This window comes from Betaproteobacteria bacterium, from assembly GCA_016194905.1.
In the GTDB taxonomy this organism is placed as follows: Bacteria; Pseudomonadota; Gammaproteobacteria; order Burkholderiales; family JACQAP01; genus JACQAP01.
On the sequence record JACQAP010000012.1, the window covers coordinates 87630 to 113192 of the forward strand.

General features: G+C 62.1%; 24 protein-coding genes. 8 read left to right on the plus strand and 16 right to left on the minus strand.

Going from position 1 to position 25563, the window contains the following annotated elements; all coding sequences use genetic code 11:
• Nucleotides 1–10: 10 nt before the first annotated feature.
• Together HY067_07090 and HY067_07095 are read right to left on the minus strand one after the other, a co-directional pair.
• Nucleotides 11–1297: a protein kinase gene (locus HY067_07090; protein ID MBI3527717.1), complete on the minus strand. Its 1287-nt coding sequence runs from the start codon at nt 1295–1297 to the stop codon at nt 11–13.
• 18 nt (nt 1298–1315) lie between these two features.
• Complete coding sequence (locus tag HY067_07095) at nt 1316–1939, minus strand: glutathione S-transferase N-terminal domain-containing protein (protein ID MBI3527718.1); 624 nt, start codon at nt 1937–1939, stop codon at nt 1316–1318.
• Between the two features lie 116 nt (nt 1940–2055).
• Here HY067_07095 and HY067_07100 point away from each other — a divergent pair, with 116 nt between their 5' ends.
• Nucleotides 2056–2253: a DUF2905 domain-containing protein gene (locus HY067_07100; GenBank protein ID MBI3527719.1), complete on the plus strand. Its 198-nt coding sequence runs from the start codon at nt 2056–2058 to the stop codon at nt 2251–2253.
• 49 nt (nt 2254–2302) lie between these two features.
• On the opposite strand, the gene HY067_07105 is transcribed toward HY067_07100, so the two are convergent.
• The 6 genes from HY067_07105 to ilvA all read right to left on the minus strand — a co-directional run bounded on the left by HY067_07105 (nt 2303) and on the right by ilvA (nt 9238).
• Nucleotides 2303–2752: an EF-hand domain-containing protein gene (locus HY067_07105; GenBank protein MBI3527720.1), complete on the minus strand. Its 450-nt coding sequence runs from the start codon at nt 2750–2752 to the stop codon at nt 2303–2305.
• 46 nt (nt 2753–2798) lie between these two features.
• Nucleotides 2799–4025, minus strand: coding sequence for a multifunctional CCA addition/repair protein (locus HY067_07110; GenBank protein ID MBI3527721.1), 1227 nt, complete (start codon nt 4023–4025; stop codon nt 2799–2801).
• Nucleotides 4022–4675: a glutathione S-transferase family protein gene (locus HY067_07115; protein MBI3527722.1), complete on the minus strand. Its 654-nt coding sequence runs from the start codon at nt 4673–4675 to the stop codon at nt 4022–4024. The genes HY067_07110 and HY067_07115 overlap by 4 nt, the downstream gene beginning before the upstream one ends.
• Nucleotides 4676–4705: 30 nt before the next feature.
• Entirely contained in the window at nt 4706–5656 is a 951-nt protein-coding gene (locus tag HY067_07120) for a complex I NDUFA9 subunit family protein (protein ID MBI3527723.1), read from the minus strand.
• 62 nt (nt 5657–5718) lie between these two features.
• On the minus strand, nt 5719–7623 hold the full coding sequence (locus HY067_07125; protein MBI3527724.1) for a lytic transglycosylase domain-containing protein: 1905 nt from the start codon (nt 7621–7623) through the stop codon (nt 5719–5721).
• A gap of 103 nt (nt 7624–7726) precedes the next feature.
• On the minus strand, nt 7727–9238 hold the full coding sequence (gene ilvA / locus HY067_07130; GenBank protein ID MBI3527725.1) for a threonine ammonia-lyase, biosynthetic: 1512 nt from the start codon (nt 9236–9238) through the stop codon (nt 7727–7729).
• A gap of 134 nt (nt 9239–9372) precedes the next feature.
• Here ilvA and rpiA point away from each other — a divergent pair, with 134 nt between their 5' ends.
• The 3 genes from rpiA to ppx all read left to right on the plus strand — a co-directional run bounded on the left by rpiA (nt 9373) and on the right by ppx (nt 12594).
• Entirely contained in the window at nt 9373–10032 is a 660-nt protein-coding gene (gene rpiA / locus HY067_07135) for a ribose-5-phosphate isomerase RpiA (protein MBI3527726.1), read from the plus strand.
• A 74-nt stretch (nt 10033–10106) separates the two neighbouring features.
• Complete coding sequence (gene phoU / locus HY067_07140) at nt 10107–10814, plus strand: phosphate signaling complex protein PhoU (protein MBI3527727.1); 708 nt, start codon at nt 10107–10109, stop codon at nt 10812–10814.
• 259 nt (nt 10815–11073) lie between these two features.
• A complete protein-coding gene (ppx, locus tag HY067_07145) occupies nt 11074–12594 on the plus strand; it encodes an exopolyphosphatase (protein MBI3527728.1) in 1521 nt (506 codons plus the stop codon).
• Between the two features lie 3 nt (nt 12595–12597).
• On the opposite strand, the gene pap is transcribed toward ppx, so the two are convergent.
• The 8 genes from pap to HY067_07185 form a co-directional block, all read right to left on the minus strand.
• Nucleotides 12598–14088 carry a polyphosphate:AMP phosphotransferase gene (pap, locus tag HY067_07150; protein MBI3527729.1) on the minus strand — a complete coding sequence of 497 codons (1491 nt, stop codon included), beginning with the start codon at nt 14086–14088 and terminating at the stop codon, nt 12598–12600.
• A 10-nt stretch (nt 14089–14098) separates the two neighbouring features.
• Nucleotides 14099–14551: a histidine phosphatase family protein gene (locus HY067_07155; protein ID MBI3527730.1), complete on the minus strand. Its 453-nt coding sequence runs from the start codon at nt 14549–14551 to the stop codon at nt 14099–14101.
• Nucleotides 14552–14581: 30 nt separating this feature from the next.
• A complete protein-coding gene (locus HY067_07160) occupies nt 14582–16105 on the minus strand; it encodes a CHAD domain-containing protein (protein ID MBI3527731.1) in 1524 nt (507 codons plus the stop codon).
• Between the two features lie 25 nt (nt 16106–16130).
• Nucleotides 16131–18311: a polyphosphate kinase 1 gene (ppk1, locus tag HY067_07165; GenBank protein MBI3527732.1), complete on the minus strand. Its 2181-nt coding sequence runs from the start codon at nt 18309–18311 to the stop codon at nt 16131–16133.
• Between the two features lie 77 nt (nt 18312–18388).
• Entirely contained in the window at nt 18389–18664 is a 276-nt protein-coding gene (locus HY067_07170) for an oxidative damage protection protein (GenBank protein ID MBI3527733.1), read from the minus strand.
• Nucleotides 18665–18786: 122 nt separating this feature from the next.
• The gene (argA, locus tag HY067_07175) at nt 18787–20106 is read right to left on the minus strand and encodes an amino-acid N-acetyltransferase (protein ID MBI3527734.1); all 1320 of its coding nucleotides are present in this window, start codon (nt 20104–20106) and stop codon (nt 18787–18789) included.
• A gap of 17 nt (nt 20107–20123) precedes the next feature.
• Nucleotides 20124–20891 (minus strand): 3-hydroxyacyl-CoA dehydrogenase, encoded by a 768-nt coding sequence (locus HY067_07180; protein MBI3527735.1) that lies wholly within the window; start codon nt 20889–20891, stop codon nt 20124–20126.
• A gap of 68 nt (nt 20892–20959) precedes the next feature.
• Complete coding sequence (locus HY067_07185; protein MBI3527736.1) at nt 20960–21733, minus strand: 16S rRNA (uracil(1498)-N(3))-methyltransferase; 774 nt, start codon at nt 21731–21733, stop codon at nt 20960–20962.
• A 98-nt stretch (nt 21734–21831) separates the two neighbouring features.
• Here HY067_07185 and HY067_07190 point away from each other — a divergent pair, with 98 nt between their 5' ends.
• The 4 genes from HY067_07190 to ilvN all read left to right on the plus strand — a co-directional run bounded on the left by HY067_07190 (nt 21832) and on the right by ilvN (nt 25534).
• Nucleotides 21832–22380 (plus strand): thioredoxin family protein, encoded by a 549-nt coding sequence (locus HY067_07190; GenBank protein MBI3527737.1) that lies wholly within the window; start codon nt 21832–21834, stop codon nt 22378–22380.
• Nucleotides 22381–22397: 17 nt separating this feature from the next.
• Entirely contained in the window at nt 22398–23180 is a 783-nt protein-coding gene (locus HY067_07195; protein MBI3527738.1) for an inositol monophosphatase family protein, read from the plus strand.
• Nucleotides 23181–23311: 131 nt separating this feature from the next.
• Nucleotides 23312–25036 carry an acetolactate synthase 3 catalytic subunit gene (locus HY067_07200; protein ID MBI3527739.1) on the plus strand — a complete coding sequence of 575 codons (1725 nt, stop codon included), beginning with the start codon at nt 23312–23314 and terminating at the stop codon, nt 25034–25036.
• A gap of 6 nt (nt 25037–25042) precedes the next feature.
• On the plus strand, nt 25043–25534 hold the full coding sequence (gene ilvN / locus HY067_07205) for an acetolactate synthase small subunit (GenBank protein ID MBI3527740.1): 492 nt from the start codon (nt 25043–25045) through the stop codon (nt 25532–25534).
• Nucleotides 25535–25563 lie beyond the last annotated feature (29 nt).

The following is a 25563-nucleotide window of genomic DNA, read 5'->3' on the forward strand; positions in this document are numbered from 1 at the left end:
GAAAAATCGCTCAGCCGCGCGTGGACAGGCGGCTGTTGGCCGTGGTTAACCGGTCGATGAGAATCCGCAGGAAGGCGTGGTTGAACTGCTTCTGGCAGGCGTCGCTTGCTTTTTGCAGCGCGAGGGCCTTGATTTCGATCACGGTCAGCGGCGTTATCGACGATATCGTGGTGATGCGCTTTGCCTTGGTGTCTTCGAAGTAGAGGATTTCTCCGAAACAGTCGCCGGCATCCAGGTTATCCAGCGGGTTACTGGCCTTGGTCACCTGCGCCTGACCGCCGGCGATAACATAAAAATTTTCGCCGACGTCGCCTTCGCGGATGACGATCTTCTCCGGCTGGATGCGGCGGAAGGTGGCGATGCGCACGGTCTCCCAGATCTCCACGTCGCGAAAACCGCGGAAGAATGCCAGCGCCTTGATGGCGTTGAATTTCTCCGTGTCCGAAATGGAATCCGGCGGCAGCTTGAGATGGCGGTAGGTCTGGGTCAGCTCGCGACTGAATTCCCCCCACGTCTGGTACCGCTCACGGGGATTTTTGTTCAAAGCGCGCATTACCACCTTATCGAGCGGTTGCGGAATGTCCGTGCGGTGCGTGGAAGGCGGCGAAGGTTCGATGTTGATGATCTGGTAGAGCAGGCTGGCCTTGTTGGCGGCGATGAAAGGCAGCTTTCCCGTCAACAGCTGATACAACACCACGCCGAGCGAGTAAATGTCGGTCTGGTGTGAAAGCTCCTTGTCCTGCACCTGCTCCGGGGACATGTAGGCTGGCGAACCGACGCCTTGCAGGTGAGTGTGTTCACCCCCTGCATGCAGCGCCACGCCGAAATCGCTGATCTTGATGTCGCCTTGCGCGCCGATCAGGATGTTTGCCGGCTTGATATCGCGGTGGATGATGCCGTGACGATGCGCGAATTCCAGCGCCAGGCTGCACTTGAATGCGATTTCCACTATGCGATTCACCGGCAGCAGATTGGCGACGCTGCAGAAGTGCTCGAGTGTCGGACCATCCACATACTCCATGACGATGTAGCTGTATTCGTCGAATGCGTCGGCATCGTAGATCGCCATGATGTGAGGGTGGATGAGTTTTCCCACCAGCGAGGCCTCGTTCAGGAACACCTTGTGGAAACGACGCCGCAGGTCCGCGTCGACGCCGTCCGCCGCGCTCACCAGCTTGATCGCGACGTCGCGATTGGCGAACGGATCGTGTCCCAGATAGACGCGGCTGGTGCCGCCGCGTCCGATCTCGCGGATCACCGGATACTTGCCGACTTTGGCTGGAAGGGGCTCGTTCATGTTCCTGGCCTGCTCGCCTCAACGCGGCGCAGGCACTTTCATTCCCCGCTGTACTGCCGGCCTGGCACCGATGACGTCGTACCAGCGCTTGACGTTGGGGAAATCCGCAAGATCGACCTTGTGCCATTCATGACGAGCCACCCACGGATACGTCGCAACGTCCGCCACGGAGTATTCCGAAGCCAGCCAGTCGCGACCGCCGAGATGCTTGTCCATCACCCCGTAGAGTCGACGGGTTTCCTTGCCATAGCGCTCGATCGCGTACTCCACCCGTTCCGGTGCGGCACGCAGGAAGTGATGCACCTGGCCGAACATCGGGCCGACGCCACCCATCTGGAACATCAGCCACTGGATCGCCTCGAAGCGCTCGGTCTTCTTCTTCGGCAGGAAGCGCCCGGTCTTGTCCGCCAGGTACAACAGGATCGCGCCGGATTCGAACAGGGAATAAGGTTTACCCTCCGGGCCTTCGCTGTCCACGATCGCCGGAATCTTGCTGTTCGGACTGTTGGCGACGAAGGCGGTTTCGAACTGATCGCCTTTGCCGATATCGATCGGATGTACGTTATAGGGAAGCGCCAGTTCCTCCAGCATGATGGAGACCTTGCGGCCGTTCGGTGTGCTCCACGTATACAAGTCGATCAACGACACCTCCTGATGAATGTTTACCGCAGCAGCCTCGAATTCTAATCGAACGCGAGAAGTGCGCCGGTATAATCGGACACAGGTTCGGGCGCAGAAACCGCGGCGGAGAAATCATTGTGCTGAAATGGCTGTTGACGCTGGTGATAGCCCTGCTGGTGATGGGCGCGCTGACCCCCTGGTTGCGTCGCATGGGATTCGGTCGCATGCCGGGCGATATCACTATCGAGCGTGACGGCAGGCAATACTCTTTCCCGATCGGTTCGACCATCATGTTGTCGCTTCTGGCCAGTCTGATTTTCTGGATGCTCAGATAAAAAACGGACAGGCTCGCCTGTCCGTCTGTTCTTTCCCGGCGCGCAGAACTTACTTCTTCGAGTGTTGCGCCTTCATGTAGTCGTGGATTTCCTTCTCGCTGACCGTGCCGTCCTTGTCGGTGTCGATGGCATCGAAATTCTTCGCGACCCGCGGAAGGGATTTGGCCTCGTCTTTCGTCAGCGTGCCGTCGTTGTCCTTGTCGGCGGACTTGAAGCGTTCGACACCGCGATCATGCATTGCCTTGCTCGCCTTCTTCATCGATGCGCGGATTTCGTCCAGCGAGACGGTGCCATCCTTGTCGGTATCGATGGCATCGAAATTCTTCGCCACGCGCGGCATGGATTTGGCTTCGATCTTGGTCAAGGTACCGTCGTTGTCCGTATCGGCCTTCTTGAAGGCCGCTTCAAGCTTGCCGCCGGATTGATCGGCCGCGGAAGCATACGGTGCAATGAGGGTGGCGGACGCAATCAGCATACAGAGTGCAAGTTGCCTGATCATTTGAATCTCCTTGAAGTTTGCACGTTGTCATAACGATCGTGTCGTTTCAGCGTTGACGCAGATCCGAAAGCACCTTCGATACGGCTTCCAGTCGCGCCGCCTCGATGGCGACGCCGATCCGACCGGGATCGCCATTGACCTTTTGTGCTATGGCGCCCGCATCCACTTCGCGGGCCGCGTTTGCGGCCGCCCGCAGCAGGTCCGCCTGCGGATACGGGCGGGTTTCGAGCCCGCCGCGGCCGTGATAGTCGCAACTGCAGGCGGCCAGCAACTCCTCCAAACGGGCAGGCCTGCGATAGACATCCGCCGCCGATAACAATTTGAGTACGGTCACCGGCCGCAGTTCCTCCGCGCGATGTACGTCGCCGTGATAGCGCGCCGCCAGCACCGCCAGATCGCGACATTCGCCCGGAACGCGCAACCGTTCGCATAGCCGCTCGACCAGATCGACGCTCTTGTGCTCATGGCCGTGGTGTGTCGGCCAATGTTCCTTCGGAGTGATCGTTTTCCCCAGATCGTGGGTCAGCGCGGCAAAACGCACCGTCAGCGGGTAGTTCTGCGCCGCGGCGTAATCCACGACCAGCAGAATATGCAGGCCCGTATCCACCTCCGGATGATGCTGCGCCGGCTGCGGCACGCCGAACAAGGCGTCCACCTCCGGCAGAACGCGCTGCAGCGCCCCGCAGTCGCGCAGCGCCAGCAACATCCGGGAGGGTTTGTCTTCCATGAGCCCGCGCGACAACTCCTGCCAGACGCGTTCGGGCACGAGATGGTCGACCTCGCCGTTGCGCACCATCTCCCGCATGAGTTCCAGCGTTTCCGGCGCTATTCCGAACCCGAAGCGGGAGGCGAAGCGAGCCACACGCAGCACGCGTACCGGATCTTCCACGAATGCCGGGCTGACATGGCGCAGGATGCCGGCCTTCAGATCGGCGACGCCATGATGTGGGTCGATGATGTTGCCGATCTCGTCGCGGGCGATCGCGTTGATGGTGAGGTCTCGGCGCGCCAGATCCTGATCGAGGGTAACCTCGGGGGATGCGTGAATCTCGAAACCCTTGTAGCCACGTGCCGTCTTTCTCTCGGTGCGCGCGAGCGCGTATTCCTCGTGCGTTTGCGGATGCAGGAATACGGGGAAATCCTTGCCCACCGGGCGATAGCCCAGCTGCTCCATTTGCTCCGAGGTGGAACCGACCACGACGTAATCCTGGTCGGCGACCGGCCGGCCGAGCAGTCGGTCGCGCACCGCCCCTCCGACCGCGTAGATCTTCACGATTCGTATTGCGGATTGACTTCGGTTTCGGCGTGGGCGCCGGCGATCCACTCCTGCATTGCCGGCAAGACGTGAATCGAAGCGGCGTATTCTCCGGCTTTTTCAGCAAGGGTTACGCCGTAGGTGCGCAGCCGCGATACTACCGGCGCATACATCGCGTCGGCAATGGAAAATACTCCGAAGAGAAACGGGCCTCGCGCGCCAAACCGGCTGCGGCAATCGTTCCAGATGGCCTCGATGCGCGATATTTCGGCGCGTACCTCGGCTGTCCTGGCCCGCCCGGTTATTTCGCGACGTACGTTCATCGGCATCTGGGTGCGAAGATGGGTGAATCCGGAATGCATCTCCGCGCTGATCGAGCGTGCGCAGGCACGTGCGGCGGTCTCCGGCGGCCAGAGCCGTTTTTCAGGATATTTTTCGGCGAGGTATTCGCAAATCGCCAGCGAATCCCAGATCGTCAGGTCGCCGTCCTTCAGCACCGGCACTTTACCGGTGGCGGAGTATTGCAGGAGCTTCTGTTTGGCGCCATCCTCGTACAGCGACAGCCGGATCTCCTCAAAGCCGATACCGGCCTGCTTCATCAGCAGCCACGGGCGCAGTGACCATGACGAGTACGCCTTGTTGCCGATCACCAGAATGGGGTTGGGCATAGGATCCTCGTGGACCAAGATGAGAAAAACCTACCGACGGGCGCGGAATCGGAACCGGCGATAACGCGATCGCGGGGTATTGTCCGCCAGATACAGGGGCACCACGGCCTCCAGCGACGACGGGTGGAAGCTGAAGACTTCCGGAAACGCGCAAGCGCAGACGCTGTCGACCTTCATCGAATAATAATTGTCACGCGACATCAGCTTCACCGGCAGCCATTCCATCAGCCAGGCCTGCAGATAGGACATTTCATCGTTCAGCGGCAGGATCGGACGCTCCATCTGCAGCAGCTTGCAGATGTATTCCATCAGCTCCTGCAGCGTATAGACCGCGGGCCCGCACAGGTCGAAGCTTTCGTCGTAAGTCCGCGACAGTTCCAGGCTCTCGACCATGACGCGCGCCACATCTTCGACATGCACCGGCTGGAAACGCGCTTTCGGGCAGGCCAGAGCGATGACAGGCAGGGCATGTGCCAGGCGAGCGAACAGATTCAGGAAACGGTCTTCGCGGCCGAAGATAACCGATGGGCGGAAGATGGTGGTGCGCATCCCGCTCGCCTGTGCGACGCGGATCTGCTGTTCGCCGCCGGCTTTGGTGCGCAGATACTCGCTGGGGGCGTCGTGCGCCGCTTTCAGCGCCGATACATGCAGCAGGCGCCGCACGCCGCGCCCGCGGCAGGCATCGACGATCTTGCGCGGCAATTCGGTATGAACGCGTGCGAAGTCGCCAGTCCGGCCTTCGTGCAGGATGCCGGCCAGGCTGACTACGGCGTCGGTCCCGGCAACCAGGCGGTCCAGTGTCGCCGGATCGTGCACGTCGGCGTTCACCACGTCCACGGTGGGAAGCACGATCAACGCCTTGGCGCGTTCGCGGCGCCGCGTCGGCACGCGCACGCGAATTCCGCGCGCAGCAAGCAGTTGCACGACGTGACTGCCGACAAATCCGGCGCCGCCTATGACGCAAACCGATCTGACTTTCATGGTTCCATGCGAACCCGGGTTGCCGCGTGTCACCGCAGGCAGGGAATTATAAAGCGCGCCACTCAATTGTTTTGCGTCGACTTGGCCGGCACGACCCCGAGCCTGTCGCGCAGACTCAGGCTGGACTGGTGAAACAGCCGGGCGTAGTAAAGCGTGTTGTTCATCACTTTCTTGACGTACTCGCGCGTTTCGGCAAACGGAATGGTCTCGATGTAGATCGCGCCTTCCAGTGGACGACTGGCGGCCCAGTCGCGCGCGCGGCGCGGGCCGGCATTGTAGCCGGCCGATGCGAGCACAACGTGATTGTCGACGGAATCGAGCACCTGACGCAGATAGTAGGTGCCCAATCCGATGTTGGTGTCGATCGTTTCGGTTAATGTCGTGTGATGGCCGTTCATGCCCAGGCGCTTCGCCACCCAGCGCGCCGTGGCCGGCATCAATTGCATCAGCCCGCTGGCGCCCGCGGACGAGCGCGCGGTATGCACGAAGCGGCTCTCCTGACGTACCAGTCCGTACACCCAGGCTTCGTCGAGGCCGAGCTGCTGCGCATAGTCCTGCACCAGCTTGCGGTAGGGCGCCGGGTAGCGCAGGCCGAAATCGTGGAGCATCACCGTGCGTTCGGCTGTGTCGATCGCGCGCTCGTACCAGTCGTTGCGCACGGCCAGCACCGCCGCGGCGAGCAACTGCTTGTCGTCGAAATCCTTGACCGACCATTGCCATTCCAGCGCGCCCTCGTAGCGCAAGCCAGCCCGGTACAGCGCCAGCGCGCGCCGGATGCCTTGGTCGGCGGCGATGGCGTCCACTTCATCGCTGGACGGATGATAGGTCTGTGGCGCCGAGCTGATCGACGTGCCGAGATCTTCCGCGGCGAGCTGGCCGTAGAAGTTGAATTCGTTGGAAAGCGGTGCCAGCAGCACATTGGCCTCCGATGGCTGGCCGACCGCCGCCAGTGCGCGTGCGCGCCAGTATCGCCATTGCGGACGCAGCCGCTCGGCGCTCGACATGGCGTTAACGGCCGCCAGCGTTTCGTTCCAATTGCCGGCACGCAAGGCGGCGCGCCCATACCAGGACAGCTGGCGGTCGTTCATGCCGTTGCCAGCATTCCTGAACCATGCCAGTGCACCGGGGTGTAGATTGCGTGAGGCGACCGAGGCAATCTGCGCCCAGGCGTACTCCCGCTCCTCCTCGGGTAGTTTGCCGGCGATCCGGCCCAGCCGGTCGGCGGCGATTTCGGGCCAGGACTCCGCCGTTTTATAAAGTGCGTAGATCGCCAGTTCGCGCTGGCCGCGCGTCTTCAGCAGCAGGGGGGTTTTATCGAGATAGCGCTGCGGGCGCTTCGATATCGATTCCAGTGCCTTTGCGTCGGGCCGCTCGCCCGCAGGCAGGTACACCAGCAGCGTTCTCGTGCCGGTGAGGCTGCCGTTTTCCAGGGCCAGACGCACGCGGCTCCAACTGTCCTCGGGCGTGAGCATCTGCTTGTCGAACATCGCTTTGAAGATCGGCAGGCAACTTTCCGGCAGGACCTGTGCGGTGAACCACAGCGGCCGCGCCTGACTCAGTACGCCGGACTCTCCGCGCGCCATTCTGGCTTGCGAAGCAAAGCAGGCGAGCTCGGTATCGGCCGTGCCGAGCTTGGGATATTCGCGCAGGAAACCGGGCCAGTCGCTATTCCTGGCCAGTTGCCGCAGCCAGTCGGCACGCAGATGGTCTGCGACCAGGCTGTTCTCGTGGCGGGCAAGGAAGTTCTGGACATCGCCAGCGGACGTGTCGGCGAGCCGGGAGCGCAACTGCCAGTAGCGTACATAGGGCGTCAGTGCATAGTCGTCGTCGAGTTTCGACGCGCGCTCGTCGAGCTTGGCGATGTCGCCGCGCTGGAACGCTTCCCGGGCCTCAAGGAAGAGCTCGTCCTGCGGCGCCGCGAATGCGCTGCAGGACGCCAACAAAAGCAGTAGGTGAGCGGTTTTCAACGGTGTTCGGTCAACACGGGGCAAGGCAAAAAGCTGCAGTCTTGATTATAGGCGCGCAGCGTTGCTGCCGGTGACGAAACGGGCGCCTTACGACAAGAGCCGCTTATGACAGGAACAGGGAATTCGCGGGATTGCGGGTCTCGTCCCAGCTTGCGTAACCGAGTTGCGCCAGGAAGCGCCGGAATGCAGGCTTGTCGCGCGGCGGCACCTGCATGCCGACCAGCACGCGTCCGAAGTCGGCGCCGTGGTTGCGGTAGTGGAACAGCGTGATGTTCCAGTCGTGGCCCATGCTCTTCAGGAAGTTCATCAACGCGCCGGGCCGTTCCGGAAACTCGAAGCGGTACAGCAATTCGTTCCTCACCGACGGTGCGCGGCCGCCGACCAGGTGGCGCACATGCAGTTTGGCCATTTCGTTATCGCTCAAGTCCTGCGTGGACAGCCCGTGCCTGCGCAGCCGCGCGACCAGCGCGCGAATTTCGCCGCGATCGCGTACCTGCACGCCGACGAATACATGCGCCTGCCGCGGATCGGAATAACGGTAGTTGAACTCGGTGACGTTGCGCGGTCCCAGTAACGTGCAGAACCGCCTGAAGCTGCCGGGATGCTCGGGAATCGTCACGGCCAGGATGGCCTCCCGCTGCTCGCCCAGTTCGGCGCGCTCGGCGACGAAACGCAGGCGATCGAAGTTCATGTTGGCGCCGCAGGCGACGGCGACCAGCGTTCGATCTGTTGCCTTGCGGCGCTCGACCCAGGCCTTGGCACCGGCGATCGCCAACGCGCCGGCGGGTTCGAGGATCGAGCGCGTATCCTCGAAAACATCCTTGATCGCCGCGCAGATCGCGTCATTGTCGACCAGGATCATTTCGTCGACGAACTCGCGGCACAGCCTCAGGGTTTCCGCGCCGACCTGCTTGACCGCCACGCCGTCGGCGAACAGCCCCACCTGCGCCAGCTTCACCCGCCGGCCGGCGGCCAGCGAACGCGTCATCGCGTCGGCATCGATTGGTTCCACGCCGATCAGCTTGATCTCCGGCCGCAGCCGCTTGACGTAAGCGCCGATGCCCGAGATCAATCCACCGCCGCCCACGGCGACGAAGATGGCGTCGATCGGACCGCCATGCTGGCGCAGGATTTCCATGCCGACCGTGCCCTGGCCGGCTATCACATCGGGATCATCATAGGGATGCACGAACGTGAGCTTCTCGCGTTTGGCGATCTGCAGGGAATGCGCATAGGCATCATCGTAGGAATCGCCGAACAACACCACGCGGGCACCCCGCGCCGCTACTGCCGATATCTTGATCCGCGGCGTGGTGGCCGGCATGACGATGGTGGCGCGGCAGCCGAGCCGCTGCGCCGCCAGCGCCACGCCTTGGGCGTGGTTGCCGGCCGAGGCGGCGATCACACCGCGTTTGAGCTGCGCGGCGCCCAGGTGCGCCATCTTGTTGTAGGCGCCGCGCAGCTTGAAGGAAAACACGGATTGCATGTCCTCGCGCTTGAGCAGAATGGTGTTGCCGAGCCGTCTCGACAGCGCAGGGGCAATATCCAGCGGCGATTCGATGGCCACGTCGTAGACGCGCGCCTTCAGGATTTTTTCCAGGTAGTCGATCTTCAATGGCTTCTCCCGTGTCGGTCGAGCGTAGCAGCGGGCGGGCCGACCGCGCAACCGCCGCGGCTGGTTTGGGCCGCCGGGTTTGTACCGTCCGGGCGTTGACGCTATGCTTACGCGAAATGCCCGATATGCCCAGCGTGAACCAGGACCAGCTCAAGAAGGCGGTGGCAAAAGCCGCCGTCGCCCACGTACCGGACAATTGCATTGTCGGCGTCGGCACCGGGTCGACAGCCAACTACTTCATCGATGAACTGGCGGGAATCAAAGGCCGCATCGAGGGCACGGTGGCGAGTTCGGAAGCCAGCGCGACGCGGCTGAAGAACGCCGGCATCCGCGTGTTCGACCTGAACGCGGTGACCGAAGTGCCGGTCTACGTGGATGGTGCCGACGAAGTGAACCGCCAGTTGCACATGATCAAGGGCGGCGGTGGCGCGCTGACCCGCGAGAAAATCGTTGCGGCGGTGGCGCGGAAATTCGTGTGCATCGCCGATGCATCCAAGCTCAAGGATGTGCTCGGCGCCTTCCCGCTGCCCGTGGAAGTCATTCCGATGGCGCGTTCCCACGTCGGCCGCGAGCTGGTAAGGCTGGGCGGAAAGCCGGAGTTGCGGCAGGGCTTCACCACCGACAACGGCAATCTGATCCTGGACGTACACGGCCTGAGCATCGCCGACCCGGTCGGCCTGGAGGCGGCGATCAACCAGATCGTCGGTGTGGTGACCAACGGGTTGTTCGCCCGGCGCGGGGCCGACGTGCTGTTGCTGGGCACCGGAAGCGGCGTCCAGACCATGGTCAGGTGAAACCTTTTTGTAACTTGGCGGACTTAAACTATCTGTCTCAATGGGTCGTCCAGGGTTTCGGGGGGTCAGCGGTGATGATGAACAACGAACACACATCCAAGCAGTTTGAAGCCGAGCTCGAGGCGGTGCGCGCGCGCGTACTGCAGATGGGCGGACTGGTGGAAGAGCAGATCAGGCTGGCGCTGGATGCGCTGATATCGGGCGATCTGGAGTTGTGCACGAAGGTCGAGAACAACGATCACCTGGTGAACGCGCAGGAAGTCGGCATCGACGAGGACTGCAGCACCATCATCGCGCGCCGCCAACCCGCCGCCAGCGACCTGCGCATGCTGATGACGGTGGTGAAGACCATCACCGACCTGGAGCGCATCGGCGATGAGGCCGCCAAAATCGCGCGCATGGCCAAACTGATCTATTCGACCGATCGCCTGCAGCAGCCGCGCACGGTGGAGATCCGCCGCATGTCCACCATTGCGCTGGAAATGCTGCGCAAGTCGCTGGACGCGTTTGCGCGCCTGGACCTTGCCACCTCCGCCGAAGTCGTGCGTCGCGACCAGCACGTCGATGAGGAATTCCGCGGCGTGCTGCGCCAGTTGATCACATTCATGATGGAAGACCCGCGCACCATTTCGGTTTCCATCGAAATCCTGTTCATCGCCAAGGCGATCGAGCGCATCGGCGACCACGCCAAGAACATCTCCGAGTACGTCATCTATATGGTAAAGGGCAAGGACGTACGCCATGTCACGCTCGAGGAGATCGAGCGCGAAGTCATGGGTTGATCCCACCTCACGCCTTCCACCAACACTCTCACCGCAGCAGCTTCAGCCGTAAGTGTTTCACCTTAAGGCGCAGAGGACGCAAAGGAAGTGCAAGGGCGAAAAGGAGGCAGAATTCCCTCTTTGAGCCAATGGCAGCGGACATCGGAGTTCTCTGCCGAATGTCTTCTCCCTTTGATTTTCCTCTGCGTCCTCTGCGTCCTCCGCGTCCTTGCGGTAAGCGACTTAAGATCCGCAGGAGTTTTGAGGCAAAATGACCGCAATGGAAACTTTCTCCACCATTGCGGCCGTTGACCTCGGCTCCAACTCCTTCCGGCTCCAGGTCGGCCGCGTGGTCGATGATCAGATCTATCCCCTCGATTCGTTGCGCGAGCCGGTGCGGCTCGCCGCCGGGCTGACCGCGGACAAGCATCTCGACGACGCGGCACAGAGCCGCGCTATCGAGTGTCTGAAGCGCTTCGGCGAGCGCCTGCGCGGATTGCCGGCCGGCGCGGTGCGCGCGGTCGGCACCAATACGCTGAGGGTGGCCAAGAACGCGCGCGAATTCGTGCCGCAATTCGAGGCTGCGCTCGGATTTCCGATCGAAGTTGTCGCCGGACGGGAGGAAGCGCGGTTGATCTATCTCGGCGTCGCGCACAGCCTGCCCGCCAGCCCGGAGATACGCCTGGTAGTGGATATCGGTGGCGGGTCCACCGAGTTCATCGTCGGGGCCGGCAACCAGCCGCACCGGCTGGAAAGCCTGTACATGGGTTGCGTGAGCTACAGCCTGAAGTTCTTTGCCGATGGCAAGCTTGCCAAGTCCAGCATGAAGCACGCCGAAACCGCCGCACGCATCGAGCTGGAGACCATCAAGAAGCAGTTCTCGCGCAAGCACTGGCAACAGGCAGTCGGCTCCTCCGGCACCGCACGCGCGATAGCAGACATCGTCGAGGCCAGCGGCTGGAGCACTTCAGGCATCACTCGCGAGGGGCTGGAGCGTCTGCGGCAGGCCCTGCTGAAGGCAGGCGATACGGCAAAGCTGGACCTGCCGGGATTGAAAGACGACCGCACCGCCGTACTGCCCGGCGGCTTCGCCATCATGAGCGCGATTTTTGCGGAACTCGACGTCGAGCACCTGGCGCTCGCGACCGGCGCCATGCGCCAGGGCATCTTGTGGGACATGATCGGCCGCGCGCACCGGCGCGACATGCGCGAACTGACCGTGCGCCAGTTCATGAAGCGCTACCACGTGGACGCCGGCCAGGCGCACCGGGTCGAGCGATTGGCGCTCAAGCTGTACGAACAACTGGTCGAAAGCGGCAAGGAAGAGTACGAGTACCCGATGCACATGTTGTCGTGGGCCGCGCGTTTGCAGGAGATCGGCCTGACGGTGGCACACAGCGGCTATCACAAGCATTCGTCTTATATCGTCGCCAACGCCGACATGCCGGGTTTTTCCAAGATGGAGCAGGCGCAGCTTTCCATGCTGGTCCTGGCGCATCGCGGTTCGCTCGGCAAGCTGCATGGCCTCGTCAGAGCGGACTACGACTGGTCGTTGCTGGTCGCGCTGCGGCTGGCGGCGCTGTTGCATCGCAGCCGGTCGGATGTCCGCCTGCCGGCGATCCGCACATTCCGGAAAAAATCCACGTTCACCGTCGAGGTGGACGCGAAATGGCTGGCCGCCAATCCACTCACCGTAGCCGAGCTGCGCGACGAGATCAAGGACTGGAACGGGCTCGGCGTCGAACTATCGGTCCCGCAACTGGCGGAAGTCGAGTCCTCGGAAATGCTGGCGACCGACTGAAACTCACCAGGGCCGCTTCAGGACGGCTTCCATCCGGTCGCAGATCGTTCTCAGCACTTTGGCCCGGGCGTGGAGTTTGTCGTTGGCTTCCACCAGTGTCCACGGCGCGATGTCGGTCGAGGTGCGATCGACCATATCGCACACGGCCTTTTCATAGGCGTCCCACTTCTTGCGGTTGCGCCAGTCCTCGGGCGTGATCTTGAAGCGCTTGAACGCGGTTTTCTGGCGTTCCTTGAAGCGCCGGTATTGTTCTTCCTTGCTGATCGCCAGCCAGAACTTGATCACGATCGCACCGTTGTCCTCGAGCTGCTGTTCGAAGTCGTTGATCTCCGGATAAGCGCGCATCCAGTCGAATTCGGAAGCAAACCCTTCCACGCGCTCGACCAGTACGCGGCCATACCAGGAGCGATCGAAGATCGCGAAGCGCCCGTGCCTGGGCACCTGACGCCAGAAACGCCACAAATAAGGTTGCGCGCGTTCTTCTTCCGTCGGCGCTGCGACCGGCACGATACGGTATTGGCGCGCATCCAGCGCCTGCGCTACACGCCGGATGGCACTGCCTTTTCCGGCGGCATCGTTGCCTTCGAACGCGAGGACGACCGAGCGATTCCTGAATCGGGGATGACGCGAAAGCAGGTTGAGCCTGGTCCGATAATCATCGAGGAGCTTTTCGTATTTGCTGCGCTCGAGCTTCAGATTCAGGTCCAGGGATCTCACGATGTTTCGGTGGTCTATCGCTGGCGGAAGCGGCGCAATGCGGTCTTCCTTTACCTTGGCCGGCTTCCGGTCGAGGCGTTCGCGCATCGCCGCGAGCAGCGTGCGGCCGGCCGTGAGGCTGCGATAACACGCATCGACGCCTTCGACTACGATCCAGGGCGCGGTCGCGCTGCTGGTCTGGCGCAGCGTGAACTCCGACACCTTGCGGAATTTGTCGTAGAGTTTGAAATCCGCCCATTCCGTGTCGCTGACCTTCCAGCGCGTCTTCGGGTCCTTTTGCAGCGACTTCAGGCGCTTTTTCTGTGCGGCCTTGGACAAGTGAAACCAGAATTTGAGGATCAGCGCACCTTCGTCGCCGAGCATTCTCTCGAAGCGCACGATGTCCTCGATGCGCTGGACCAGTTGCGGGTGCCTGGCCTCGCCTTTGACGCGGTCCAGGATCGGTTGCGTATACCAATGGCCGAACAGAATGCCGATTTTCCCTTTGGGCGGCAGCGCCTGCCAGTAACGCCACATCGGCGGCCGCTCCCGCTCTTCGTCGGACGGTTCTCCGAAGGCCACGGTGCGCATATGGCGCGGATCCATCCATTCGTTCAGCAGATTGACGGTCTCGCCCTTGCCGGCGCCGTCCATGCCGCCGATCAGGACGATGACCGGGAAGCGCCCGTCCTCGAACAGATCGTATTGCGCATCGAGCAGGGATTCGCGCAGCTTCGGTACCTGGCGCGCATAAGTCTGCTTGGTGATCGCGTGCCCCAGTTCCGCCGATTCGAACATCGAAACCCCCTTAGATGAAATCAGGACCGATCACCGCGCGTAGCACCACTTGCGGCTGTTCGTCGCGCTCCCGGTGCGAGAGCCACCAGACTGCGCCTTTCTTGATGCTCCAGGGCATCGGTTCGCCGGCGATCAGCAGTGAAGCCAGCAGCCCAAGCGTGGGTTGATGGCCGACCACCAATACCGCACCCTTGTGCTCCGGCCAGCCCGCAGCGGCGAGCACCGCGGCCGGCGATGCGCCGGGGGCGAGGTCGCGCACGATTTCGAAATTCTCCGTCAACGCCTTCGCGGTTTGCAGGGCGCGCTCGGCCGGGCTGACGATAATGCGCGTGCGTTTCGGCAGTCTGGGACGCAGCCAGTGTGCGAGTTCCTGCGCCTGCTTCACGCCCTTGGCGGTCAGTTTCCGCGCCGGATCGGGCGTGCCGTCGACGGCTTCTGCATGACGCCATAAGATCAAATCCATGCCACCATCCTCCCGGGAAATCCGTGCCGATCAAAGAGACTCCCACCATGGATGCAATTCGTCGAAGCGTTTCCAGATATCTTCGAGCTGGTCGTGGCATTGCTCCCCATCGCGCGCGCACCAGCCGCGCAGAAAGCCCACGGCCTGCTGGTAATCCGTTGACGAATCTTCGGCTGCCAGGGCGTCAAGCAATTTCCACGCGGTAGCATCGTCGTTGAGCTGTCCGAGCGATTCCTGCAGATCAACCAGTGCCCGCAGCGTGCCCGCCGCCTTGTCTTCGAACAGTGGCAGAAAGAATTCGATCGCATAGCGCAGGCGCTTGACCTGGATGCGCAGTCGGTGAAGATCCGCGAAGCCGAGTTGCGAAATAGGGCGTCCGCGCTTCTTCACGCCCGCGTATCTGCGCGACACAATTTTCGCCGCAAACTTCAGCAGCGTCCTGTTCGCGGCGACCGGCCGGGCCGTCTCGCCACGCCATTGTCCGACCCAAAGCGCCTGCGTCAACCGCAGCAGCATCGCCGTGTATTCCGGTGCCGCGACCGCCGTGCGCACGGCACGAGCGGCCCGCTGCCGGGCATTCTGGGTCCGCTGGCGCAACGCCGCGACACCGCCATGCCGCCCGGACCCCGCATGCGGCAGCGTTTCGACGGCAAAGACGTCCAGATCGCGAGCATCGCCCAGCAATCGCGCTACGGACTTCAGTTCATCCAATGTTCGCGCGAAATGCGACCTGGGTATCGCCGCATCGAACACGCGAAATGCCGAGCGCAGACGCCGCAACGCGACGCGTGCCTGGTGAAAATACTCCGGGTTGCGACCGGCGAGGAGGCCGATCTCGTTATCCTGCAGATGTGCGAGACAATGGAATGCGACGGCGACGAAGGCGTCGTCGACCGACATGTCCGTGGACAATGGTGGCGTCGACGCTTTCATCGGCGAGGATTCGATGCGCGCCGCAAGCGCGTAACCGCGTTGCGCCTTGCTGCGATTGTCGAGTCTTACCGGCAACCCCCGAGCAATCTCGAGCGCCAGATCGAACAATGCATCGGTTTCTCCCGCCTTGAGTTCGAGTTCGACTTCGCAAATCGGGTCGCGTCGCCCGCCTGCGGCTATTGCGCCGCGATCCAGACTGACTTCGATGATCGTTCCGGCGCGTGGCCGTATCAGCGTCGAGCTACGTCTGAATTCGGTTGTGAACGCGACCTGGAGTGCTTCACGCGTTTGCTTGTCGGCCACCAGTTTGCCGAAGCCGGCTTCGATCATCGCCGGAAAGTTCGGTAGTTGTGCCGGCACTTCGGTCTCGTGTTCGGCGCGTCGGTGCAGGCCTCCGGCGGCAATCCCGGCACTCTTGACGGTCTGGATCCAGCGTTTTCCCTCGCGCCGCAGCCGCAGCGCCACGCCGCCGCTTTGCAGGCGGCGATCCGGAGTGTCGTAGTAAGCCGAGAACAGCCGGCGGGATGCGGGCTTGCGATGAGGGTGCCGTTTCAGTACGCCCCACAGGCGCCGTGCGTGCTCCGGTTCCACCGACAATTTGATTTCGATCTCCTGAGCCATTTGGAGCGAAATCAACGCACGCAACTCAGGCCGGCGCCGGGCCGGACGAAAGCTTGGCGAGCAATGCCGCCTGGGCTGCCGCACGCTTGCCGTGCGCGGACTTCTTGCGCTCGTAGCGACCGTCGCCGTTCATCTCCCATGCCTCGCCAATGTCGGCGAGGTAGGTTTTCAGCGACTCGTCGATCACACGCTTCTTGAGCCTGTCGTCGAGCACCGGAAAGCATACTTCGACGCGGCGAAAGAAATTGCGATCCATCCAGTCCGCGCTCGACAGCAGCACCCTTTCGGCACTCTTGAAATAGAACACGCGGTGATGTTCGAGAAAACGACCGATGATCGAACGCACGCGGATGTTATCCGAAAGCCCGGGGATGCCGGGCCGCAGCGCACACACGCCGCGGATGATGAGATCGACTTGCACGCCGGCCATCGATGCTTCGTACAATGCGGAAATGATCTCGGGCTCGAGCAGTGCGTTCATCTTGGCGATGATCCCGGCTTCCTTTCCCGCCCTGGCGTGCTCCGCTTCCTGGCGGATTGCCGCCAGGATCTGCGAATGCAGCGTGAAGGGCGATTGCCACAGGTGCTTGAGCTTGCCTGCCTTGCCCAGTCCCGTGAGCTGCATGAATATATCGTTCACGTCGGCGCCGATCTCTTCGTGGCAGCTGAACAGGCCGAAGTCCGTATAGGACATGGCGGTGCGGGCGTGATAGTTGCCGGTGCCCAGATGCACATAACGCCGCAGCCCGTCCTCTTCGCGGCGCAATACCATCGACATCTTGGCGTGGGTTTTGTGCCCGACGACGCCGTAGATCACATGGGCGCCGACTTCCTCCAGCTTCGCGGCCCAGTTGATATTGGCCTCTTCGTCGAAGCGCGCCATGAGTTCGACCACGACGGTGACTTCCTTGCCGTTGCGGGCGGCTTCGAGCAGCGCCTGCATCAGTTCGGAATTGGCGCCGGTGCGATAAACAGTCTGCTTGATGGCGACGACGTTGGGATCGATGGCCGCCTGCTGGATGAAACCGATTACCGGTTTGAACGACTGAAAAGGATGATGCAGCAGGATGTCACTCTTGCGGATGACGGCGAAGATGTCCGGCACTTTGGTGAGTGCGGCAGGAACGCCCGGTGCGAAAGGCGGGAACTTGAGGTCCGGCCGATCCAACCAGTCGGGCACCTGCATGAGACGGACCAGGTTGACCGGCCCGGTCACCCGATAGAGATCATCGGCGGTCAAATTGAACTGCTGCAGCAGGAAATCCGAAATCACCGGCGAACACAGGTCGGCGACCTCGAGCCGAACCGCGTCGCCGAAATGCCGCTGCGGCAATTCGCCTTGCAATGCAAGGCGCAGGTTCTTCACTTCTTCTTCGTCTACGAACAGGTCGCTGTTGCGGGTGACGCGAAACTGATAGCAGCCCTGCACCTCCATTCCGGCGAACAGCTCGTCGACATGCGCATGAATGATCGACGACAGGAACACGAAACCGTGGTCGGTGCCGGCGATTTCGCGCGGGAGCATGATCACTCGCGGCAGCACGCGCGGAGCCTGCACCAGCGCGAAACCGGAGTTGCGGCCGAATGCGTCCTTGCCCGAAAGCTGGACCGCGAAGTTCAGGCTTTTGTTGAGGATGCGCGGAAAAGGATGCGCCGGGTCGAGGCCGATCGGCGTCATCACCGGCATGATCTCCTTCAGGAAGAAAGCCTTGATCCATGCTTTCTGTGCGTCGCCCCAGTCGTGCCGTCGCAGGAAGCGGATGCCCTCGCGCGCGAGCTGCGGCAGGAGTTCCTCGTTCCACAGTTGATACTGGCGCGCGACCAGCACGTGCGCCCGCAGCGACACTTCACGGAATACCTGCGAGGGCGAGGCGCCGTCCGGGCCCGTGAAATCGGCGCCGAGTTCGATCTGAGCCTTCAGGCCGGCCACGCGGATCTCGAAGAACTCGTCGAGGTTGTTGCTCACAATGCACAGGAAGCGTAGCCGCTCGAGCAGCGGTACCTCGGCATCTTTAGCCTGGGCCAGCACCCTGCGGTTGAATTCGAGTTGGGCGAATTCCCGGTTGAGATAGAGCTGGGGATTGGATCGCCTGACCTTGCCCGATTTGTCGGCAACGAGTGCGGCCCGCTTGCGGGCGGCCTTCTCCGGCGCGAGCGTAGCTGCGCGGTCGGCCGACTCCGCCTTGGTGTGACCCGCTTTGGTAATTTTCAGCTCCCCGGTCTGACAGGCAAACGGAGAAGGGCGGCGCCGGACATGCCGGCCGGCGCGACTAGTGACTTGAGCTAGCCCTTCGGTGGCGGAACATAGCCCGTAGCCGCATCGACCCCCTGACCGAAGAAATACTTCTCGGTCTGTTGCAGAAGGTATTTGCGTGCCTTGGGATCCGCGAGGCTGAGGCGGTTCTCGTTGACCAGCATTTTCTGGTGCTCGAGCCAGCCCTTCCAGGCCTCTTTGGAAACGTTCTCGAATACACGCTTGCCCAGTTCCCCGGGGAAGGGAGGAAAATCCAGCCCCTCCGCGTCCCGGCCAAGCTTTACACACTTCACCGTTCTTGCCATTTTTTATGGTTCAACAGGTTAGATTGAATTCGTCGCGATTTGGTTACATCTTTGTGACAAGCGGCAACCGCGGAAATTCTCGGACGATTATAGGCCGGTCGATGTGTTGCGGCAGCACGGCGCTAGATCGACTTGATCAAGACCTTGGAGCGGCGCTGAAAGTTGTAGAGAGCCTGTTTCTGCTTCGGCAGGCTGCCCACGCCGGTCTCGACGAAGCCATGCTCGATGAACCAGTGGGCGGCGCGCGTGGTCAGCACGAACAGCCGCTTGACGCGCTGCTTCTTCGCCTTTTCCTCGATCCACTTCAGCAGCTGTTCCCCGGCCCCGAAGTCGCGATAGTCGGGATCCACGGCCACGCAGGCGAGCTCCGCCGACTTTTCGTTCGGAAAAGGGTAGAGCGCGGCACAGCCGACGATGACCTTGTCGTGTTCGAGCACGCTGAACCGCGATATTTCGATCTCGAGCAGTTCGCGCGAGCGTTTGACCAACGTTCCGTCGGCCTCGAGTGGTTCGATCAACCGCAGGACACCGCCGACGTCCTCGATGGTCGCGTCGCGCAGCTGCTCGAGCGGATCGCGCGTGACCATGCTGCCGATGCCGTCATGGGTGAACAATTCCAGCAGCAGCGCACCATCGGCATGGCGGCTGATCATGTGCACGCGGGCCGCCCCGCCTTTGGAGGCCTTGATCGCAAGCGGCAGATACAGCCTGGCATCGTCCGACAGCGACTCTTCCTTGCGCAGCAGTTTCTCGGCGTCGGAAACCGTGAGTTCGCGCAGCAGTCGCCCGCTTTTGCCCTTCAGCCCCGGCTCGTTCATCAGGAACACGAGTTTTTCCGCACCCAGCGCGATGGCGGTTTCCGCGGCGACGTCTTCCAGCGTCACGTTGAAAATTTCGCCGGTAGGGGAGTAGCCGAGCGGGGACAGCAGCACCAGTTCGCCATCGTCGAGGCGAATGTTGATCGCATCCGCGTCGACTTTACGCACTTCGCCGGTGTGGCACATGTCCACCCCGTCCACGACCCCGCGCGGCCGCGCGGTGACGAAGTTGCCCGACGCAACCCGGATGTCGGCATTCGCCATCGGCGAGTTCGGCAGTCCCATCGACAGCAACGCCTCGATCTCCACGCGCACTTGTCCGCTCGCCTGTTTCACGCCGGCAAGCGCCTGTTCATCCGTGACGCGGATTCCCCTTACGTACTGCGTTTTCAGGCCGGCCGAGCGCAGCTGCGCTTCGATCTGCGGCCGCGCACCGTGCACCAGCACCAGACGTACCCCGAGGCTGGCGAGCAGATTCAGGTCGTGCGTGAGCGCGACGAACGACCCGTCCGCCACGACTTCGCCACCGAAGGCGATGACGAAGGTGCGTCCGCCGAACGCGTGGATGTACGGCGCGGCAGCGCGGAACCAGCGTACGAAGTTGGCTTGCTGGGCGGCTTGCATGTCGGCTCCCGAATTCGCTACCTCGGTTGCATGCGGATGGCGCCGTCGATCCGGATCACTTCGCCGTTCAGCATTTCATTCTCGGCGATCTGCCTGACGAGTTGCGCGTATTCGGCGGGACGACCCAGGCGCGGCGGGAACGGCACCATCCTGCCGAGTGCGTCCTGCACTTCCTGCGGCATGCCCATGAGCATCGGCGTTTCGAATATGCCCGGCGCGATGGTCATGACGCGGATACCGCTGCGCGACAGGTCGCGCGCGATCGGCAGCGTCATGCCGACGATCCCACCCTTGGACGCCGAGTAGGCCGCCTGGCCGATCTGTCCGTCGAAGGCGGCGACCGAAGCCGTGTTGACGATCACGCCGCGCTCGCCAGCCGCGTTGGGCTGCAGTTTCGACATCGCGTCCACGGCCAGGCGGATCATGTTGAAACTGCCGATCAGATTGATGTTGATGACCCTGGCGAATTTTTCCAGCGAATGCGGACCTTCCTTGCCGACGGTTTTTTCGCCGATGGCGATACCCGCGCAGTTCACCAGCGCCTGCAGACCGCCGAACTCCTTCAGCGCAGCGGCCACAACGGCTTTGCCGTGATCCTCGCGTGTCACGTCGCACTCGACATAACGCGCGTGCCTGCCGAGCTTGGCTGCCAATGCCTCGCCCTGCGCCTTGTTGACGTCGGCGATGATCGCGTTGCCGCCGGCTGCGACCACCATTTCGACTGTGGCCGCACCGAGGCCGGAACTGCCGCCGGTGACGATGAAGGTGCTGTTCTTGATTTCCATGTTTATGCGTCCGGGTTCGAGCGTCCGGTCTTTTGGGGAAATTGGACGCGAAGTATAGCAGCGCCTCTCTAGAAGTCGCCCCACAGCGCCTGGATTGCAGATAGCGCGGCCAGCGCCGCTGTCTCCGTGCGCAGGATGCGCGGGCCGAGCCGAACCTGTCTGAACCAACGCGACTGGGCAAGCTGGTTTTCCACCGGCGACAGGCCGCCTTCGGGACCGATCAACAGTGTCATGCGTGCCTTCGGCGCAAGGGCCTTCAGCGGGACGGAGGCCGTCGGAGATAGCAGCAATCTCGCTTCGTCATCGGCTGCGGGCATATCGAGTTGCGCCAGCCAGTCAGGCAGGCTCATCAATGGCGAGACTTCCGGCACGCGATTGCGGCCGCATTGTTCGCACGCCGAGATCACCAGGTTCTGCCAGTGCTCGACGCGGCGTTGCGCGCGTTCATCCTTGAGTTTTACGACGCTGCGCTCGGTGGCGACGGGCTGGATTGCCGCCACGCCGAGTTCGACCGCTTTCTGCAATGTAATGTCCATGCGATCGCCGCTCGACAGTCCCTGCACCAGCCGGACGTGCAACCGGGATTCGCGCTCGACGTCAAGATGTGCGCCGGTCTTGACCGATACATCGCCTCGGTCTATGCGCGTAATGCGCGCCTCGAATTCGCCGCCCAGCCCGTCGAACATCACCACAGGCTCGCCCACGGCGAGCCGCAACACACGCACCGCATGATGGGCCGCGGCCGGGTGCAGGCGCACTTCCGAGCCATTGCCGAGCTTGCCCTCAAAATGGAACCGAGCCCCCGATTTTGCCGTGAGTTTTCTATCTAAGTCTTTATCCATGCTAAGATTTTGCCATGCACAATCGGGTCTGTCTTAGAGTTTATAAAAGGGCTTCAAGCGCTTCTGCAGGGCCTTCAAGCGGCCCGGGGGCCTGACGAATGGGGGCTCAACCGCCAGTCTGCAATTTCGGCTGGAAGGCGCGTGTGTTCGATCTGCCCGCTACGAATGGCAAGCGGTACACACTGGAGAACGCGAGCGGGCCCAATGGGTTGCTGGTGATGTTCATCTGCAATCATTGCCCGTACCTCAAAGCCATACGCGAGCGCCTGATCCGCGATTGCGCCGAACTCGAGGCCCTCGGCGTCAATGCCATTGCGATCAGCTCCAACGATCCTGACGATTATCCGGAAGATTCGTTCGAGAACATGCAGCACGTGGCCCGCGATTTCAAATTTCCTTTCCCTTATCTTTTCGATGAAACCCAGGAAGTCGCGCGCGCCTACGACGCGGTGTGCACGCCGGACTTTTTTGGCTTCAACAGGAACCTCGAATTGCAGTATCGAGGCCGCCTGGATGCGTCGAAGACTACGCCGGTGGCGAATGCCAGACGCGACCTGTTCGAGGCCATGAAGACGATTGCCGAAACCGGCAGCGGTCCGGCCGGGCAGATTCCAAGCCAGGGATGCTCCATCAAATGGAAGCGGTAGTCCGGCCCATCCGGGGCATGCTGGAGCAGGTCATCGCCTGCGTGCGGGAAGTTGCGGCGAAGGAAGTCATGCCGCGCTACCTGAAGGTGGCGCAACAACGCAAATCCGATGGCAGTCTGTTTACCGAGGCGGATCTGGCCGCGCAGGAAGCTTTGTCGCGCGTCCTGCCGAAGATCTATTCCGGTCCGATCGTGGCCGAGGAAATGACGCCGGAGCAGCAGGCGGAGTACTGGCTGGCCGGCACGGAAGGGCTGTGGTGCGTGGATCCGATCGACGGAACGTCGAACTTCGTCAACGGACTGCCGTACTTCGCCGTCTCGGTGGCGCTGATGATCAACGGGCGTAGCGTGCTCGGTGTGGTCTACGACCCGATCGCCGACGAGGTGTTCTACGCCGAAAAGGCCGGCGGGGCCTTTCTCAACGGCGAGCGCCTGCCGATCAAGGAGCATGTGCCGCATCTGCGCAATGCCATGGCGCAGATCGACTTCAAGCGTCTCCCGCCCGGGCTTGCGCGCGAACTGGTGGCTGAGCCGCCCTATTCGTCCCAGCGCAATTTCGGCGCCAGTACCCTGGAATGGTGTTATGTCGCGGCGGGGCGCTTCGACGTCTACCTGCATGGCGGACAGAAATTGTGGGACTACGCTGCCGGTTCGTTGATCCTGGAAGAAGCCGGCGGCTTCATGTGCACCCTCGACCAGGACGATTTCTGGGCGGACACGCTGTGGAAGCGTTCGGCCATTGCAGCGCGCGAAGCCCGGTTGTTCGACGCCTGGAAGCGCTGGATCCGCGCCCGCCAGTAGCCCGGCGGCCGATCGGCCAAAGCCGCTGGTGTTGCGCCGCCGGACCTTTCCTTGACCGACATTCCCGATGCCGGTATCTTGCCAAGTTTTCGCAGCACAATCTCAACTAGTTGTTTTTTTCGGGTGTTTCCATGGAATTGACTGCCGGCGTTACCACCGAGTTGTCCGGTGCCGAGATCACGATGCGATGTCTTCAGGCAGAAGGCGTCGAATTCCTGTTCGGCTATCCCGGCGGTGCGGTCCTGCCCCTGTACGACGAAATCTTCAAGCAGGAGAAGGTAAAACACATCCTGGTACGCCACGAACAAGCGGCGGTGCATGCCGCCGATGCCTACGCGCGCTCGACCGAGAAGGTAGGGGCCGTGCTGGTGACATCCGGCCCCGGCGTTACCAACGCGGTCACCGGAATCGCGACCGCGTACATGGATTCCATCCCGGTCGTCATCATCAGCGGACAGGTGCCGACTCACGCCATCGGTCAGGATGCATTCCAGGAAGTGGACGCCGTCGGTGTGACGCGTCCCTGTGTCAAACACAATTTCCTGGTCAAGGACGTCAAGGACCTCGCGGTCACGATGAAGAAGGCGTTCTACCTCGCCGCCACCGGCCGTCCCGGTCCGGTGCTGGTCGATATCCCCAAAGACGTGCAGACCGCGAAGACGAACTTTTTCTATCCGCAATCGGTGTCGATGCGCTCCTACAACCCGGTGGTCAAGGGCCACAGCGGCCAGATCAGGAAGGCGTTGCAGCTGTTGCTGGAAGCCAAGCGCCCGATGATCTACACCGGCGGTGGCGTCGTGCTCGGCAACGCGGCGGCGGAACTCCTTCATCTGGTCCATGCGTTGGGCTTTCCCTGCACCAATACCTTGATGGGACTGGGCGGCTATCCGGCCACCGATCCGCAGTTCGTCGGCATGCTTGGCATGCACGGCACCTTTGAGGCCAACATGGCGATGCAGAACTGCGACGTGTTGCTTGCCATCGGCGCGCGCTTCGATGACCGCGTGATCGGCAACCCGAAGCATTTCTTCCAGGAAGATCGCAAGATCATCCACGTCGACATCGATCCCTCCTCGATTTCCAAGCGCGTGCGAGTGGACGTGCCCATCGTCGGCGATGTCAGGGAAGTTCTGCAGGAAATGAACCGCCAACTGGCCGCGGGCAAGGAGCGGCCGGACCCGGTGGCGGTCAAGACTTGGTGGGATCAGATCGGCGTATGGAAAGGCCGCGATTGCCTGAAGTACGACCGCAACTCGAAAATCATCAAGCCGCAGTCCGTGGTCGAGAAGCTTTACGAACTGACCAAGGACATGGACATGTACGTGACCTCGGACGTCGGCCAGCATCAGATGTGGGCCGCGCAGTTCTACAAGTTCAACAAGCCGCGGCGCTGGATCAATTCGGGTGGCCTGGGCACCATGGGGGTCGGTCTGCCTTACGCGCTGGGTGTCCAGCTTGCGCATCCGGATGCAACCGTCGCCTGTGTCACCGGCGAGGCGAGCATTCAAATGTGCATCCAGGAACTGTCCACGGCGAAGCAGTATCGCCTGCCGGTCAAGATCGTGAACCTGAACAACCGTTATATGGGCATGGTTCGCCAGTGGCAGGAATTCTTTCACGGCAACCGCTACGCGGAATCCTACATGGACGCATTGCCCGACTTCGTCAAACTCACCGAGTCCTACGGCCACGTGGGTATGCGCATCGACAAGCCGGAGGACGTGGAGCCGGCGCTCAGGGAGGCGTTCAGCCGCAAGAACGACCTCGTGTTCATGGACTTCATCACCGATCAGACCGAGAACGTTTTTCCGATGGTGCCGGGTGGCAAAGGCCTGTCGGAAATGATCCTGGTTTAACCCAACATGCGTCACATCATCTCCCTACTCATGGAGAACGAGCCGGGTGCGCTGTCGCGCGTGGCCGGCCTGTTCTCCGCGCGCGGCTACAACATCGAGTCGCTGACCGTTGCTCCCACCGAGGATCCGTCGTTGTCGCGCATGACTGTCGTCACCTCCGGCTCCGACGATGTGATCGAGCAGATAACCAAGCAACTGAACAAGCTGGTCGACATCGTGAAGGTCGTGGATTTGTCCGGCGGCGATCACATCGAGCGCGAGCTGATGCTGGTCAAGGTGCGTGCCTCGGGCAAGGACCGCGAAGAAATGAAGCGCATGGCGGACATCTTTCGCGGCCGCATCGTCGATGTAACGGACAAGGCATACACCATCGAGCTCACCGGCACCGGCAGCAAGCTCGATGCCTTTCTGGGAGCGCTCGAACAGGGCGTCATCCTGGAAACGGTGCGAACGGGCGCCTCGGGTATCGGCCGGGGCGAGCGCATCCTTAAAGTCTGAGTGAGGAGTGAGGGGGAGGAGTGAGGAGG